Source organism: Arthrobacter sp. ok909, assembly GCF_900104405.1.
Classification (GTDB): Bacteria; Actinomycetota; Actinomycetes; order Actinomycetales; family Micrococcaceae; genus Arthrobacter; species Arthrobacter humicola.
Genome location: NZ_FNJS01000013.1, coordinates 1 through 15,146, shown reverse-complemented (window position 1 = coordinate 15,146; position 15,146 = coordinate 1). Strand labels below are relative to the sequence as shown.

General features: G+C 68.5%; 17 protein-coding genes and 1 riboswitch. Of the genes, 1 reads left to right on the top strand and 16 read right to left on the bottom strand.

All coding sequences use genetic code 11. From position 1 onward, the window contains the following. Position 1: 1 nt before the first annotated feature. The 3 genes from BLR03_RS12180 to hisI all read right to left on the bottom strand — a co-directional run bounded on the left by BLR03_RS12180 (position 2) and on the right by hisI (position 2,873). Positions 2-658 (bottom strand): Trp biosynthesis-associated membrane protein, encoded by a 657-nt coding sequence (locus tag BLR03_RS12180; RefSeq protein WP_091252898.1) that lies wholly within the window; start codon positions 656-658, stop codon positions 2-4. Next, the gene (locus BLR03_RS12175) at positions 658-2,259 is read right to left on the bottom strand and encodes an anthranilate synthase component I (RefSeq protein ID WP_091252896.1); all 1,602 of its coding nucleotides are present in this window, start codon (positions 2,257-2,259) and stop codon (positions 658-660) included. The genes BLR03_RS12180 and BLR03_RS12175 overlap by 1 nt, the downstream gene beginning before the upstream one ends. Before the next feature lie 128 nt (positions 2,260-2,387). Beyond that, positions 2,388-2,873, bottom strand: coding sequence for a phosphoribosyl-AMP cyclohydrolase (hisI, locus tag BLR03_RS12170; RefSeq protein WP_091252895.1), 486 nt, complete (start codon positions 2,871-2,873; stop codon positions 2,388-2,390). Positions 2,874-3,075: 202 nt separating this feature from the next. Here hisI and BLR03_RS12165 point away from each other — a divergent pair, with 202 nt between their 5' ends. After that, positions 3,076-3,720, top strand: a complete 645-nt coding sequence (locus BLR03_RS12165; RefSeq protein WP_091253023.1) for a TIGR03085 family metal-binding protein — start codon at positions 3,076-3,078, stop codon at positions 3,718-3,720. A 179-nt stretch (positions 3,721-3,899) separates the two neighbouring features. On the opposite strand, the gene hisF is transcribed toward BLR03_RS12165, so the two are convergent. From hisF to def, 13 genes are all read right to left on the bottom strand, one after another. Further along, positions 3,900-4,676 (bottom strand): imidazole glycerol phosphate synthase subunit HisF, encoded by a 777-nt coding sequence (hisF, locus tag BLR03_RS12160; RefSeq protein ID WP_091252893.1) that lies wholly within the window; start codon positions 4,674-4,676, stop codon positions 3,900-3,902. Between the two features lie 43 nt (positions 4,677-4,719). Further along, positions 4,720-5,562: an ATP phosphoribosyltransferase gene (gene hisG, locus BLR03_RS12155; RefSeq protein ID WP_091252891.1), complete on the bottom strand. Its 843-nt coding sequence runs from the start codon at positions 5,560-5,562 to the stop codon at positions 4,720-4,722. Positions 5,563-5,666: 104 nt separating this feature from the next. Beyond that, positions 5,667-5,930 carry a phosphoribosyl-ATP diphosphatase gene (locus BLR03_RS12150; protein ID WP_018772463.1) on the bottom strand — a complete coding sequence of 88 codons (264 nt, stop codon included), beginning with the start codon at positions 5,928-5,930 and terminating at the stop codon, positions 5,667-5,669. 175 nt (positions 5,931-6,105) lie between these two features. Next, the gene (gene ribH, locus BLR03_RS12145; protein WP_091252889.1) at positions 6,106-6,591 is read right to left on the bottom strand and encodes a 6,7-dimethyl-8-ribityllumazine synthase; all 486 of its coding nucleotides are present in this window, start codon (positions 6,589-6,591) and stop codon (positions 6,106-6,108) included. 136 nt (positions 6,592-6,727) lie between these two features. Further along, positions 6,728-7,378, bottom strand: coding sequence for a GTP cyclohydrolase II (gene ribA, locus BLR03_RS12140; protein WP_091252888.1), 651 nt, complete (start codon positions 7,376-7,378; stop codon positions 6,728-6,730). 46 nt (positions 7,379-7,424) lie between these two features. Further along, positions 7,425-8,174, bottom strand: a complete 750-nt coding sequence (gene ribB, locus BLR03_RS12135; protein ID WP_091252886.1) for a 3,4-dihydroxy-2-butanone-4-phosphate synthase — start codon at positions 8,172-8,174, stop codon at positions 7,425-7,427. Continuing rightward, a complete protein-coding gene (locus tag BLR03_RS12130) occupies positions 8,171-8,866 on the bottom strand; it encodes a riboflavin synthase (protein WP_091252884.1) in 696 nt (231 codons plus the stop codon). The genes ribB and BLR03_RS12130 overlap by 4 nt, the downstream gene beginning before the upstream one ends. Further along, entirely contained in the window at positions 8,866-10,074 is a 1,209-nt protein-coding gene (ribD, locus tag BLR03_RS12125; protein WP_091252882.1) for a bifunctional diaminohydroxyphosphoribosylaminopyrimidine deaminase/5-amino-6-(5-phosphoribosylamino)uracil reductase RibD, read from the bottom strand. The genes BLR03_RS12130 and ribD overlap by 1 nt, the downstream gene beginning before the upstream one ends. Next, positions 10,071-10,259: a hypothetical protein gene (locus BLR03_RS12120; RefSeq protein ID WP_368086965.1), complete on the bottom strand. Its 189-nt coding sequence runs from the start codon at positions 10,257-10,259 to the stop codon at positions 10,071-10,073. Before BLR03_RS12120 ends, ribD begins: the two co-directional genes overlap by 4 nt. Before the next feature lie 92 nt (positions 10,260-10,351). Further along, positions 10,352-10,502: riboswitch (FMN riboswitch) on the bottom strand. 131 nt (positions 10,503-10,633) lie between these two features. Next, positions 10,634-11,290, bottom strand: coding sequence for a ribulose-phosphate 3-epimerase (rpe, locus tag BLR03_RS12115; RefSeq protein ID WP_091252880.1), 657 nt, complete (start codon positions 11,288-11,290; stop codon positions 10,634-10,636). 140 nt (positions 11,291-11,430) lie between these two features. Next, complete coding sequence (locus tag BLR03_RS12110; protein WP_091252877.1) at positions 11,431-13,026, bottom strand: RsmB/NOP family class I SAM-dependent RNA methyltransferase; 1,596 nt, start codon at positions 13,024-13,026, stop codon at positions 11,431-11,433. Next, positions 13,023-13,943: a methionyl-tRNA formyltransferase gene (fmt, locus tag BLR03_RS12105; protein WP_091252875.1), complete on the bottom strand. Its 921-nt coding sequence runs from the start codon at positions 13,941-13,943 to the stop codon at positions 13,023-13,025. Before fmt ends, BLR03_RS12110 begins: the two co-directional genes overlap by 4 nt. After that, positions 13,940-14,512, bottom strand: coding sequence for a peptide deformylase (gene def, locus BLR03_RS12100; RefSeq protein ID WP_091252873.1), 573 nt, complete (start codon positions 14,510-14,512; stop codon positions 13,940-13,942). The genes fmt and def overlap by 4 nt, the downstream gene beginning before the upstream one ends. Positions 14,513-15,146: the final 634 nt, after the last annotated feature.

The window sequence follows — 15,146 nt, the reverse complement described above, 5'->3', positions numbered from 1 at the left end:
CTCAGGTGGGGTCGTCCCCTCGGGACAACCGGTCCCAGCTGTCAATCTCGTCCGCGGGCGCTGCGGCGGTAGTACCACCAACTGCAGTCCCGCCGTCGGCGGGCGTAGCGGCTGCCGCGTCATATTTGGTGCGGCTCTTCCAGTATCGGCCGGCGGGCACGATCGCGAGGGCGCAGATCCCCAGCAGGGACCCGGCGACGACGGCCAGGACGGGGAAGACGGTGACGTCCACCTGGACGGTGCTGCCACTGATTCCGGTGGCGGCCGCGATGGATCCCTGGGCCGCGGCCAGCGGGTCCGCCAGGACGACGGCGGCCGCGGCCACGATGCCCGCGGCGGCCAGGACGATGATGCCCGTCGTGACCCAGCGCGCCACGCGCCCGGCGATGGAGGCCGCGAGACCCCCGGCGAGGGCAACGAGGGCCAGGGCCGTCACGGTGGTGGCGGCCTTGCTGCCCTGGACCTGCAGGCCGTTCTGGCTGGCAACGGCGCCGCCGAGCTGGGCGGGATCGAGGTGCACCGTCAGCCAGGTCTGCGTGGTGGTCCCGAAGACGGCCAGCGCCAGGGCGGCGATCACCAGGACAAGTGTGGACTTGCGGGCCCAACGAGGCACCGCCGGCCTTGCGGTGGTCTTGACGACGGCTTCCGGTTCCCCCATCAGTTGTCCGCCCCGGCGTCGGAAACCGACGCGGCATCGGCCACAGCAGCGGCGTCGGGGACCTGGTCGGCGGTGATGTTGTGCAGCGAACCGGCGGTGTGGACGGCGCGCAGCGGCGCTGCGGCCTTGTTGACGGTTTCCTGGGCCTCGGTGGGGTTGACCGAATCGGCAACGATCCCGCCGCCGGCCTGAACGTACGCGCGACCTTCCCGGAGCAGGGCCGAACGGATCGCGATCGCCATGTCCATGTCGCCGGCGAAGTCCAGGTACCCCACCACGCCGCCGTAGATTCCCCGCCGGTGCGGTTCAAGCTCGTCCAGGAGGCGCAGGGCCCGCGGCTTCGGGGCTCCGGAGAGGGTGCCTGCCGGGAACGTGGCCTTGAGGACGTCGTAGGCCTTGGCCTCCGGAGCCAGCTTGCCGACCACCGTGGACACGAGGTGCATGATGTGGCTGAAGCGCTCCACTTCCATGAACTGCGTGACGTCGACGGATCCAGCGACGCAGACCTTGGAGAGGTCATTGCGGGACAGGTCGACCAGCATCAGGTGCTCGGCGCGCTCTTTCTGGTCCGCCAGCAGTTCCTCGGCCAGTGCCTTGTCCGCTTCCACCGTTTTGCCCCGCGGCCGTGACCCGGCGATCGGGTGGGTGATGACCTCGTCCCCGGTCACAGTGACTAGGGCCTCCGGCGAGGAGCCGACGATTGTGTACTCTCGGCCCGCGGCATCCTCGAAGCTGAAAAGGTACATGTACGGGCTGGGATTGGTGTTCCGCAGGACCCGGTACACATCAAGGGGATCCGCGCCGCATTCCATTTCGAAGCGGCGCGAGATCACCACCTGGAAGACCTCGCCGTCCACGATCGCTTCCTTGCCGCGGTCCAGGGCGGCGAGGTAGTCGGTCTCGTCCCAGCGTTCCTGCACGCTCGAGGCAAAGTCGAGCGCGGCGGTTTCCAGGACAGAGACGGGCTGCTTGACGGGGCTGCTGATCTTTTCCAGCAAGGCCTTCACACGGGCGACGGCGTCATGCCAGGCGTCGTCGACGCGCTCGGAGCTGTTGTCGAAGTTGATGGCGTTGGCGATCAGCAGGACAGTGCCGTCCATGTTGTCGTGGACCGCCATGTCCGTGACGAGGTTGAGGGCCAGTTCCGGCAGTTCGAGGTCGTCCTCCGGAGGGCTGGTCAGTTTCTCCCAGTGCCGGACGGTTTCCCAGCCCAGGAATCCGACCAGACCGGAGGTGAACGGCGGGAGGCCGTCGAAACGGTCGGTGCGGAGGGCCGCCACGGTGTCGCGGATGGCGTCCACGGGGTTGCCGTCCAGCGGCACGCCGACCGGGGGCTCGCCCAGCCAGTACGCCTGGCCGTCCTTGGTGGTCAGGGTGGCGCGGGAGCGGGAGCCGATGAAGGAGTAGCGGGACCAGGATCCGCCGACCGCCGCCGATTCCATGAGGAACGTTCCGGGCTGGCCGTGGGCGAGCTTGCGGTAGAGCCCGATGGGGGTTTCGGCGTCAGCGAGCACCTTGAGCCGGACGGGGATGACGCGGCTGTGGCCTGCGAGTTCACGGAACTCTTCGAGGCCAGGGCTGATGATTCCAAGGTCCTGCATGGCTGTGCTTTCCGCCTGTTCTTTAGTGGGACCCGTAGCGGATCCGGTCGTGGGATCCTGCCTGTGGTCCTGTCAGTGAAGCTGTGGGGGTGCCGGAGTGCTCTGCCGGGTTTCCGCGCCGGGGGCGCTTAGCCTCCATGGCCGACGACGGCGTCGATCTCGCGGCCGTCGAAGCAGGTCCGGGTTCCGGTGTGGCAGGCTGCGCCCACTTGGTCGACCCGGATCAGCAGGGCATCGCCGTCGCAGTCCATGGCGAGCGACTTGACCCATTGCACGTGCCCGGAGGTGTCGCCCTTGCGCCAGTACTCCTGGCGGGACCTCGAGTAGAAAGTCACACGGCCGCTCGTCATGGTGCGGTGCAGCGCCTCGTCGTCCATCCAGCCCAGCATCAGCACCTCGTGGGTGTCGAACTGCTGGACGATCGCGGCCACCAGGCCGGCGCTGTCGCGCTTCAGGGCGTCGGCCAGTCCGGCCGGGAGGGGGCTGGCCGAGGATTCCGGGGCCCCGGGCGCTGTGTTGGCTACGGCGTCGCCGGAGACGACGGCGTCGGTGTCAACGGCGTCGCCGGGGACAGCGTTGGCGGGGCTGGTGGCGGGGGCGGGCTGCTCAGACATCAGATCAAGTCTAGTGCCTTCGGGCAGGCCGCTGGCCTGCGGGTCCACGCCGTCGCTTAACACTCCCGCTTAACACTTGGCCGCTCTTCGACGCGCCTTCCGCCTTCCCCCGCCGTTCCCCCGCCGGATGAAGCCGTCACGCACCCCTGCGGCGGCGATTCCTGTGCCCACGCGCGGCCGTCTCGTGCTAGTTTCACAAGTGATGCATTTCGTCGAACCGTCCCGAGAAGTCCTGGCCGAAACCCTGCTGGCAGCCGGCCCTGATGCCGCCACGCTCTGCACGGGGTGGCTCACCCGCGACCTTGCCGCGCACCTGTACCTGCGCGAGCGGAAGATCGCCGTCGGACTTGGCCTGCTGATCAAACGCCTTTCCAAGGCATCGGACCAAGCCACGGCCGAACTCGCCGGCACGCTGAAGACCCCCGAGGCCTACGCCAAATTGGTCAACGCCTTCCGGGCCGGTCCCCCGGCGCTGTCGCCGCTGCGGATCAAGGCCTTGGACGAGAGCTCCAACCTGATCGAATACTTTGTGCACACCGAGGACGTGCGCCGTGCCGTGGACCGGTGGGCACCGCGGGCCCTGGACGAGGCCTACTCGGACGCCCTGTGGGACGAACTCGTCAAGCGGGCGGCCATCCTGTACCGCGGCGTGGACCTGGGCATTGTGCTGGTGAGCCCTTCCGGCCCGCGGCACGTGGCCAAGCGGGCCCCCGTGTCGGTGGCCATCGTCGGCGAGCCCGGGGAACTCCTCATGCACGCCCACGGCCGCACGCGGCACGCCCTCGTGACCTTCGAAGGCCAGCCGGATGCCGTCGCACTCCTGCAGTCCGCCGAAGTCGGCCTCTAGTCCCCACCCGCTCCCTAACCTCGCAAGCTCGGCCAGGGAACCCGGCGGGCGTGGGCCCAGGCACAACCAACGATTCCTAGCGGACTTCGAATGCCACACGCTCCCTAGCCTCGCAAGTCCGCGTCGGCTCCCTGACCGGGGAACCCGGCAGGCGTGGGCCCAGGCACAACGAACGATTCCTAGCGGACCTCGAAGCCTGCCTGCCGGATCGCGGCCTTGACCTGGGCGATCATGTCGAGGGGCCCGAAATGGAAGACCGATGCCGCGAGGACGGCGTCGGCGCCCGCTGCCACGGCCGGCGGGAAGTGCTGGGGTTTGCCGGCGCCGCCGGAGGCGATGAGCGGGACTTTGACCCCGGCACGGGCGAGCCGGATCAATTCCAGGTCAAAGCCGTCCTTGGTGCCGTCGGCGTCGATCGAGTTGAGCAGGATCTCCCCCACGCCGCGGTCCGCAGCTTCCCGGGCCCACGCGATGGCGTCGATCCCGGTCCCCTGGCGTCCGCCGTGAGTGGTGACTTCGAAGCCGGTCGGGGTGGGCTTCGAACCCGGGCGGGTACGCCGGGCGTCGAGGGAAAGCACCAGGACCTGGGACCCAAAGTGCCGGGTGATCTCGTCGATCACGTCCGGCCGGGCCACGGCAGCAGTGTTGATGGCGGCTTTGTCCGCGCCGCAGCGCAGGAGCTTGTCCACCTCTGCCACGCCGCGGACACCGCCGCCGACCGTGAGCGGGATGAAGACTTCCTCGGCGGTGCGGCGGACGACGTCGAACGTGGTCTCCCGGTTGCCGGATGACGCCGTGACGTCAAGGAACGTCAGCTCGTCGGCGCCGCTGTTGTCGTAGCGGTGCGCCAGTTCCACCGGGTCACCGGCGTCGCGGAGCCCTTCAAAGTTGATGCCCTTGACCACGCGGCCGGCATCGACGTCGAGGCACGGGATGACGCGCACGGCAACAGTCATGATTTCTCCTGATGTTTGCTGGAGGGACTCGGCAGGTGGGCGCTCAGATGCGGCAGGCGTGGATGCTGCTGACCAGGATGGCGCGGGCGCCGAGGTCGTAGAGCTCGTCCATGATCCGGTTGGTTTCCCGCTTGGGCACCATCGAGCGGACGGCCACCCAGTCCGAATCGCGCAGCGGCGAGACGGTTGGCGACTCCAGGCCCGGTGTCAGCCCGGCGGCCTGCTCCACGAGCTCCTTGCGGATGTCGTAGTCCATCAGCACGTACTGCCGGGCCACGAGCACGCCTTGGAGCCGGCGGATCAGCACCTCGGTGGCCGGGTTCTGCTCGCCCTTGCGGCCGATCAGCACCGACTCTGAGTTCAGGATCGGCTCCCCGAAGATCTCCATGCCGGCGGCCTTGAGCGTGGTGCCGGTCTCGACGACGTCGGCAATCGCGTCCGCGACGCCGAGGCGTACGGAGGATTCCACGGCGCCGTCGAGGCGGACCACCTTCGCTTTGATGCCGCGCTCGGCCAGGTAGCCGCGCAGCAGACCGTCATAGCTCGTGGCGAGGCGCTTGCCCTCGAGCTGTTCGATGGTGGTGAAATCGCCCACGGGGCCGGCGAAGCGGAAGGTGGACGCGGCGAAGCCCAGCGGCAGCAGCTCCTCGGCCTCGACCTCGGCGTCGAGCAGCAGGTCACGGCCGGTGATGCCGACGTCGAGTGTTCCCTGGCCCACGTAGACGGCGATGTCGCGCGGGCGCAGGAAGAAGAACTCAATGTCGTTGTCCGGGTCCACCATGACCAGTTCGCGGGTGTCGCGGCGCTGGCGGTAGCCGGCCTCGGCGAGCATGGCGGAGGCGGCTTCGGACAGGGATCCCTTGTTCGGGACGGCAACTCTAAGCATGGGAAAAGTCTCTCTTGGGTGTGGAAGGTCTCTGTTGGGGCACGTCGGCCACGCGGTGCGCGGGTTCCGCCGGATGAGTCCTGGCGGTTTCCGTGCGGGCGCGGCTAGAGATGCTTGTAGACGTCTTCCAGGGTGAGTCCTTTGGCGAGCATCAGAACCTGCAGGTGGTACAGCAGCTGCGAAATTTCCTCAGCGGCGGCTTCATCGGATTCATACTCGGCAGCCATCCAGACCTCGGCTGCTTCCTCCACGACCTTCTTGCCGATGCCATGGACTCCGGAATCCAGTTCGGCGACGGTGCGGGAGCCTTCCGGGCGGACGGCTGCCTTTTCACTCAGTTCTGCGAACAGCGACTCGAAATTCTTCACGCCCCCAAGCCTACTTGCTCCCGGCGCGGGAACGCCTGCCGGGCCCTTGCATGACGAACGGGATGTGAGGCATTGCACAGCAGGTCAATCACAGGCGGGGCGGCCGGCGGGCTGCCGGCCGCCCCGCGTGGAGCTGCAGTTGTGCGGGCTCCGGTCGTCCGGGGCGAAGCGGTACTTAGCCGAACTGCTTGAGGGTCACTGCCGTGGCCACGGCGGCGGTGACGGCCTCGTGCCCCTTGTCCTCGGTGGAACCCGGCAGGCCGGCCCGGTCGATGCCCTGCTGTTCGGTATCGCACGTCAGCACGCCGAAGCCCACGGGGACACCGGTGCGGACGCTCACCTCGGTCAGGCCCAGGGTGGCTGCCTCGCAGACATATTCGAAGTGCGGCGTCCCGCCACGGATGACGACGCCGAGCGCCACGACGGCGTCGAAGTGCGGTGCCAGCCGGGCAGCCGCGACGGGGAGCTCAAACGTGCCCGGCACCCGCAGGACGGTCGGCTCGCTGATGCCGGCGTCCTTCGCGGCACGCAGGGCTCCGTCAAGGAGCCCGTCCATGATCTGGGTGTGCCAGCTCGCGGCCACGATGGCCAGTTTGAGCCGCGAGGTTTCCTCCGGCTTGAACGTGCTGAGGTCGATCTGGGGGGCGCCGTGGCCACTCATGGGAATTCCTTGCTGTTGAGTCGGGTGGTTGGTCCGCCGCCAGTCCGCCCTGCCGGGCAGCTTAGGCTGCCGGACACGGCGGGCTGGCGGGTGAAGCGGGGTGGAACGGGGTGGAACGGCTTGGGAGGCCGCCGGGTCAGTCCTGGTCGTGATCGAATCCGGCCGGCGCCGGTTCAACGTCCAGAACCAGGCGGTGGTCCATCCGGTCCTTTTTCGTCTGCAGGTAGCGGATGTTCTGTTCCCTGGAAGGAACCTCTGTGGGGACCATCTCCACCACAGTGACGCCTGCCTGGGCGAGCCGGTCCTGCTTGTCCGGGTTGTTGCTCAGGAGCCGGATCTCGTGGAGACCCATATCGGCGAGGATCTGGGCCGCGGCCTTGTAGCAGCGCGCATCGACGGGCAACCCGAGCTGCTCGTTGGCCTCCACAGTGTCGAATCCGGCTTCTTGCAGGGCATAGGCCTTCATCTTGTTCGCCAAGCCGATCCCGCGGCCTTCCTGGCCGCGCAGGTAGAGCAGCGTACCGCCGAACTCGTTGATCATCTCGAGGGCATAGGCCAGCTGTTCGCCGCAGTCGCAGCGGTAGGAGCCGAACACGTCTCCGGTGAGGCACTCCGAGTGCAGGCGGACCAGCGGGGCCATCCCGTCCACAGGTTGCATCGGTGAACTGACCGCCAGGTGTTCGGCTCCGGTGGCCAGATCGGTCCAGGCCTGGGCCACGAAATCGCCAAATGCGGTGGGCAGTTGGACGATCGGTCCTGCGCTGACCGGATGCGGCTGACCTGCCATGGCCGTTTCTTCTCGTGTCTTAGAAGTCGTCACTATTTCTCCTCCATCAGACGGGATCCGCTGCGTAGCTGTCGTGCTGCCCTGCTTCAAGGTAGGCCACCAGATCCGCAATCGAAATCAGGGGGCAGCCATGCTCAATGGCGAAGCCGCGTAGTCCGTCCAGCCGCATCATTTCTCCGTTGTCATACACCAGCTCTGCAATCACTCCCACGGGTTCCATGCCCGCCAGCCGGCACAGGTCCACGGCCGCTTCGGTGTGGCCGGGACGTTCCCGCACTCCCCCCTTAACGGCGCGGAGGGGAAAAACATGCCCGGGACGGGTCAGGGATTTCGGCTGGCTTTGCGGGTCGGCCAGGATCCGGGCTGTCAGGGCGCGGTCCGTGGCAGAAATTCCGGTGCTGACTCCGACGGCGGCATCACAGGACACAGTGTAGGCGGTGCCCTTGGCGTCTTCGTTGATGGCCACCATCGGCGGCAGCGCGAGGGCGTCGGCCCGGTCGGCGGCCAGCGGTACGCAGATCACGCCGGAGCTGTAGCGGACCGTCCAGCCCATCAGTGCCGGCGTCGCGTGCTGGGCGGCGAAAATGATGTCGCCTTCGTTCTCGCGGTCCTCGTTATCCACCACGAGGACCGGACGCCCGGCGGCCATGGCGGCAATGGCGTCCTCGATCAGATCGAGGCCCGTCCTTGCTGGGTCTGCAGCCGGGCGTGGATCTGAGTCCGCCGCGGCGCCTTCCGCGACAGCGCGGAGTTCTTCAGCCAGGACATGGCCTGCTTGGTCCTTGACGCGGCTCATTTCGCTGCCCCATCCGTGAGTGCTTCTTGGGCTGCTTCTTCGGCGGGCCCGGCGGACGCCCGGTGCGCTGCCGGCGACGTTCCGCTGGCAAAGGACAGCAGGCGTTCGGTGTATTTCGCCAGCACGTCGACTTCAAGGTTCACCCCGCCGCCGAGGGGTTTGCTGCCCAGGCCCGTCTCCGCCAGGGTCGTGGGAATCAGCCCGACTTCAAACCAGGGCGCCGGATCGTTCGCCGGACTCACGGCAGTGACCGTGAGGGAGACGCCGTCGACGGCGATGGAGCCCTTTTCGGCGATGTACCGTGCCAGTCCGGCCGGCACACCGAACCGGAGCCGGTCCCAGTTGCCGAGGCCCTCGCGTTCCAGAAGCTGCCCGACGCCGTCGACATGCCCCTGGACGACGTGACCGTCCAGCCGTCCCCCGGCGGGGACGCAGCGCTCCAGGTTGACGGGATCGCCGGCAGTGAGTTCACCGATGGTGCTGCGGTTGAGGGTTTCGCCCATGACGTCGACGCTGAAGTCCTTGCCGTCGATTTGCGTGGCCGTGAGGCAGACGCCGTTGACCGCGATGGAACCACCCAGGGCGAGGCCGTCCGTGGTGCCGGGCGCGTGGAGCCGAACGGTGGCGCTGACATCGCCGTTGCGCTCAACGGACAGCACCTTTCCCTGCTCGGCGATAATTCCGGTAAACATCAATTGCCTCCTGCGGCGGTGTCCGCGCCATTGCGGTGCGGGGTTGTATCGGATGAAGTAGGTGTGGCGGCCGGGCTCTCCAGGCCGGGCGCGCTGGCGGGGCTCGCCGGGCCCGCTGGGCTGGCCGGGCGAAGGTGCAGCCGGAGGTCGCGGCCGAGCATCCGGACGGCGCCCCCGGACGCGGAGTCCCATTCCCACTGTTGGGCATCGGCCAGGGTGGTGATGCCCAGGTCGTCGAGGGCGGGCGTTCCGGAGCCGAGCAGCGTCGGCGCCAGGTAGACGATGAGTTCATCGACCAGGCCGGCGGTAAGGAATGCGCTCAGGATCCGGGAACCGCCTTCCACCATGAGGTGCCGGACGCCGCTCTGGAACAGCTGGTCCAGGGCCTCGCCCGGATCACGGGTCGCCAGGTGCAGGACGTTGCCGTCCGCGCCGTGGATGGCCGCGTCCTCGGGTATGCCTCGGTAGCCCATCACGGCGCGCAGCGGCTGCTTGCCCGACTCCTCGCCGTCAGCATTCCGGGCCGTGAGCCGGGGGTTGTCAACCAGCACCGTCTGCGTGCCGACCAGGATGGCGTCAATCCGGCCCCGGAGCGCGTGATTATCCGCGAGGGACTCCGGGCTGGAGATCCACTGGCTGGTGCCGTCGCCGGCAGCAATGCGGCTGTCGAGGGTCTGTGCGATATGCAGCGTGACGAAGGGCCGTTTGGCGGCGACGGCGTCGAACCAGCGCCGGTTCAAATCCAGCGCGGCGTCGGCCGCCAGCCCGGACCGGACGCGGACACCCGCGGCGCGGAGCGTCACGGCGCCGCCGGCGGCCGGATCATGGGGGTCATCGATGGCGTAGATGACGTCGGTGATGCCGGCGTTGATGATCGCCTGGGCGCAGGGGCCGGTGCGTCCGCAGTGGTTGCACGGCTCCAGGGTCACCACCATCGAAGCACCCCGGAGGTCCAGACCCGCCGCCTGCGCCTGGGCAATCGCGTCAGCTTCGGCGTGGGCAGTCCCTGCCCCGCGGTGGTACCCGGTGACGAGGGGCGACCCGTCGGTTCCGAGGACGACGGCGCCCACGAGCGGGTTGGCGCCCCGCGGACCCTGCGCCGCGGCAGCGAGGGCAGCTTGCATGGCCGCACGTTCCGCGGCGCTGAAGGGGGCTCCGGCGTCGGACTCGCCCAAAGGAGCCGTGGTGGCCAGGTGACTGCCGCTCATGCCATAACCCCCACGTCGGGGACGGCCACAGCGGAGACGGTTATCGAAGAGGCTGCCCATACCCGGCGGCCCATGCCGCCGAGGGCCGGGGCCAGCCCGGAGATGGTGCCAGGCACTTCACGAAGAAACAGGACAGATCCGATTACCGGGACCTGTGCTTGGAAGAGCCATCGCAGAAAGTTCATGTGTGTCGTTCCTTCCCTCTAGAACCGCGATGGCTCCGGGGGTATACGACAGCACAATTATGCGGCGCCGTCTGGGCGCCGCAGTAACAGCTGTACGTGCTTCTCTCATCCAGACTTTAACTGTCGGTACCGGAATTTCACCGATTCAACCGTCTGCCCGCACCTTTCCGAAGAGAGGCACTGGCGCGCGGGTCGCGGACTATAACCGCCGGTTCGGACTTACACCGACCCCGGAGCACGTATGTGTGTTGTTATTCTGACACAACCCGGGCTGGTCTCCGGCTATTCCCGGCCGCGTACATTACGGTCCGAGTAATCTTTGCGGCAGTCCGGCCCCGTACGGCCCCCGCGCCGCCGCCCGGCCCGCGCCGTCCTCAGCGGCTGCCGGCAACCCTGAGCTGTTCGATTGCGTCCGCGGGGTCAGTTGCGCCGTACACGGCCGAGCCGGCCACGAAGACGTCTGCTCCGGCCTCGGCGGCCCGGAAGATCGTGTCCGCGGTGATGCCGCCGTCCACCTGCAAAGCCACCTTGAGGCCCGAGCCATCGATCGCGGCCCGGGCACGCCGGATCTTCGGCAGGGTCAGGTCCAGGAACTCCTGGCCGCCGAAGCCCGGCTCCACGGTCATGATCAGCAGCATGTCGAATTCGCCGAGCATGTCCAGGAACGGTTCGACGCCGGTCCCCGGCCGGAGCGCAAGCCCCGCCTTAGAGCCGCGTGCCCGCAGTTCGCGCGCCAGCTTGATGGGGGCAATCGAGGCCTCGGCGTGGAACGTCACGGACGCCACGCCGGCGTCGGCGTAGGCCGGGGCCCAGCGGTCGGCGTGCTCGATCATCAGGTGCGCGTCCAGCGGGATGGGGCTGATTTCCTGCAGGCGCTGCACCACGGGCAGGCCCAGCGAGAGGTTGGGCACGAAGTGGTTGTCCATGACGTCGACGTGCACGGCATCCGCGTTGCTGATCCGGCTCAGCTCCGCCTCAAGGTTGGCGAAGTCGGCGGACAGGATGCTCGGGTTGATGCAGCACTTGGTCATGCGGGATTCCTTGTCGGTCTATCGGTCTGATGGAAAGTCGCTGTGCGGACATGCCGTTCAGCTGAAAATTAGTCCTGCCAAATTTCAGCCCAGCGGGCATGTCCTGCGGAAGGGGGCTACGGGCAAGTATCGCCCGGCGTTCAGGCTTTCTTGTGGATGAGGGCCAGGAACATGGCGTCTGTGTGGTGCACGTGGGGCCAGAGCTGGGCGGTGAGCTCGTGCCCGGCCTCAAGATGGCCGGTGAGGCTGACGCTGTCCAGCGCGGCGCCGGCGTCGAGGAGTTCGAGGTCCTCCCGCTTTCGCAGGGCATCACTCACGACGGCGGTCGTCTCCGCCGGGTGCGGCGAACACGTCACGTACGCCACCACGCCGCCGGGCTTGACGGCGTCGATTGCGGAGTTGAGCAGCTGGCGCTGCAGCGGGCCAAGGTCCACCAGGTCCTTGGGCGTACGCCGCCATCGCGATTCCGGGCGGCGGCGCAGGGCCCCCAGACCGGTGCACGGGACGTCGACGAGGACCCGGTCGAAGGACTCCGGCTGCTCGCTGCCGAGGTCCCGGCCATCTCCGGTCCTGACCTCCCAGGCGTCCCGTGGCACAGCGGACAGGGCCTGGCGGACCAGTTTGGCCCGGTGCGGAGCGAATTCGTTGGCCAGCAGGTGGGCACCCCGCTGCCGCGCAAGGGCACCGAGAAGGGCTGCCTTGCCGCCGGGGCCGGCGCACAGATCGAGCCAGCGCTCCCCCGCGCCGTCGCGACCCGGCGCTGCTTCCGCGCCGAGATCGACGGCGGCCATGGCGCGGGCCACGAGCTGCGAACCGACGTCCTGGACGCGGGTACTCCCGTCACGAACCGAGGCGAGCCGGCCGAGGTCGCCGCCGCTGGACAGCGCGGATCCCTCCACGAGTTCGCCCGGAGTGGCCCCGCCTTCCAGGGCCTCGTCCAGGCTGCCGACGCCGGGCAGCGCCACGAGGTTCACCACCGGCGCGGCGTTGTCGGCTTCGAGCAGCTCATCGATCTCAGCGGCCGGCCGGCCGTGGGCCACGAGCGATTGGCGCAGTGCGCGCACGATCCACTCCGGGTGGGCGTAGCGGATGGACGCGATCGTGGTGGGATCGGTCTCGGTACTGAGCAGCAGGTCGAGCCATTCATCGAGCGTGCGGGCCGAGACCTTGCGCAGCACGGCATTGATCAGGGCCGACGGGCCGGCCCCGATCACGGCGCGGGCCAGCCCCACGGTCTGGTCCAGGGCGGCGTGGGCGGGCACCCGCATCGCGAGCAGCTGGTGCGCGCCAATCCGCAGGGCATCCAGGATTGCCGGGTCCAACTGGTCCAGCGGCCGGTCGACGCAGCGTGCCAGGATGGCGTCGTAGGTACCCTGGCCGCGGAGGGCGCCGTAGCTGAGCTCGGTGGCGAAACCGGCGTCGCGCTTGTCCAGTCCGTGGTGCCGGATCCGGGCGGGCAGCACGAGGTTCGCGTAGGCGTCCTCGGCTTCCACGGCACGGAGCACTTCGAAGGCTACGAGCCTGGCCGGATCGGCCCGGCGGGTGCGCTGCGAGGGGGCACTCTCGGTGAAGCCACGCTGCGGGCCGCGGTTGCGTTCCCGGCCTTGGGCGTTCCGCCGGCTGCCGCCGCGGGCGCCACCCTGGCCACCGGGCTGGGAACCGGACTGGCCGCCGCCCTGGCCGCCGGGCTGGTGGCCCCTGCCGCGGCCGCTGCCGCTGGTTCCGGACTCGCTCATTGGAATACCACGCTTTCAAGTTCTGCCTGTCCGCGCGCCCAATCAGCGGCGGCCATCATTTTCTTGCCCGCAGGCTGGATCCGGGTCAATTCCACCGGGTGCGAGCCCGTGCCCACCACGACGCGTTTGCCCTCCATGGCCAGCCGTCCGGGCGGAAGGGCGGGAGCTTCCGGCGCGGGCAGCACCGGCTCGAGCTTGATCCGCTGGCCCTCCAGCATGGTCCAGGCACCGGGCTCGGGCGTTACCCCGCGGGCCCTCCGCCCGATCGCCAACGCAGGCTGCCGCCAGTCAAGCCGGCCATCCTCGAGGCTGAGTTTGGGGGCCAGGCTGACATCCCCCTGCTGCGGCAGCGCGACGGATTTGCCGGCGTCGATGGCGGACAGGGTCTGGGCCAGCAGGACGGCGCCACTATGTGAGAGCCGTTCGAGCAGGGCGCCGGCGGTATCGCCGGGGTCCACCGTTTCGGTGAGCGTGCCAAACACGGGTCCGGTATCCAGCCCCTCCTCAAGACGGAAGGTGACGGCGCCGGTGACGTCGTCGCCTGCAATAACGGCACGCTGCACGGGGGCGGCGCCACGCCAGGCCGGCAGCAGCGAAAAGTGCAGGTTCACCCAGCCATGGCGCGGAACTTCCAGGGCCGGACGGGGAATCAGGCCACCGTACGCAACAATGGCCGCGACGTCGGGCGCAACGGCGGCAATGCGGGCAGTGACCTCGGCGTCCACCTTGGCGGCGTGGATGATCTCGATCCCGAGCTCGGCGGCCCGTGCTGCCACGGGCGACGGCGTCAGGATCTGTTTGCGGCCCAGCGGGGCGTCCGGACGCGTGAGGACGGCGACGACGTCGAACCCGGCCTCAATCAGGGCGTCCAGGGACGGCACGGCGACAGCCGGGGTTCCCGCGAAAAGAACCCTCACGGGGTGATTCCGAAGCTGGACCCGCCAAAGCTCGTTCCGACCGTCTTCGCGCGCTTCGTTGTTGTCTGTTCGGTAATGGCGTCGTAGTCGGCATTGCGGATGGCACGCAGGGCGGTCTTGCGGTCGTCGCCTTCGAGCCGATCCGTATAGAGGATGCCGTCCAGGTGGTCGGTCTCGTGCTGGAAGCAGCGCGCAAGCATGCCTTCGCCCTCCACAGTGACGGAATTGCCGTGGAGGTCCACGCCGGTCACACGGGTATGCCTGTGCCGGCGGACCGGGAAGCTGAGGCCCGGGATGGACAGGCAGCCTTCGACCTGGTCCGGCTGGAAGTCCTCGCTGTTTTCCAGCACGGGGTTGATGATGTGGCCCTCGACGCCACCGATCCGGTACGTGAAGACGCGCTTGCTCACGCCGACCTGGGGCGCGGCCAGGCCTGCGCCCTCCACGTCCTCCATGGTTTCGGTCATGTCAGCGACCAGCTTTGCCAGTTCAGGCCCGAATTCCGTCACGGGATCGGCGACTGTGCGCAACACAGGATCGCCGATGATGCGGATATTCAAAATGGCCATGTGCAGTCTGTCCTCACGGTGGGCGGCTAGGGATCCAGTCCAGTTTAGTTGCACTCCGCGGAGTCCTGGACGTCGGCCGGATGGGCGTCCGGAGATCCGCGTGCGGGGAGTCGCGTGCGACGGGCTGGTGGAACGCCGGCGTTCGGTTCGCGGGGACCGGCCGCCCCGCCGGACCACACGGCCTGCCCGCAAGGCCTGTCCGCAGCGTTCGCGGCGCCGGACGGCCGGGCAGTAGGGCCGGCCTGTAGGGTCCGCACGGTTCGCAGCGCAGGCTTGTAAGGCTCGCAGCGCCGGACCTCTCGCTTCATTTGGGGCGTCAAATGAGATCAGCGTGTGTCTTCGCGCTTGGGCCCTGACGGTAGACGGAAAACGGCCTCCGGGGCGAATGCCGTCCCCGGAAAGCGGCCTCAGGACGACACTCGGAAAATCCGAAACCGCGCTCTGTTCTTCACTCCTGCTTCGCGCTAAGAATGTCGGACCCCCGGAGGAGACTGTTGTCATGGAAGCCGCCAGGGATTTCATTCCGTTCGGGGACGACGGGCAGGGCACGGATCGGTGGACCGGTCTTGCTGCAGGCTGCGGCGCGGATCCCGGCACGGCCCGCGACTCAGGCCGGGGTTCGGGTCCGGCCCGG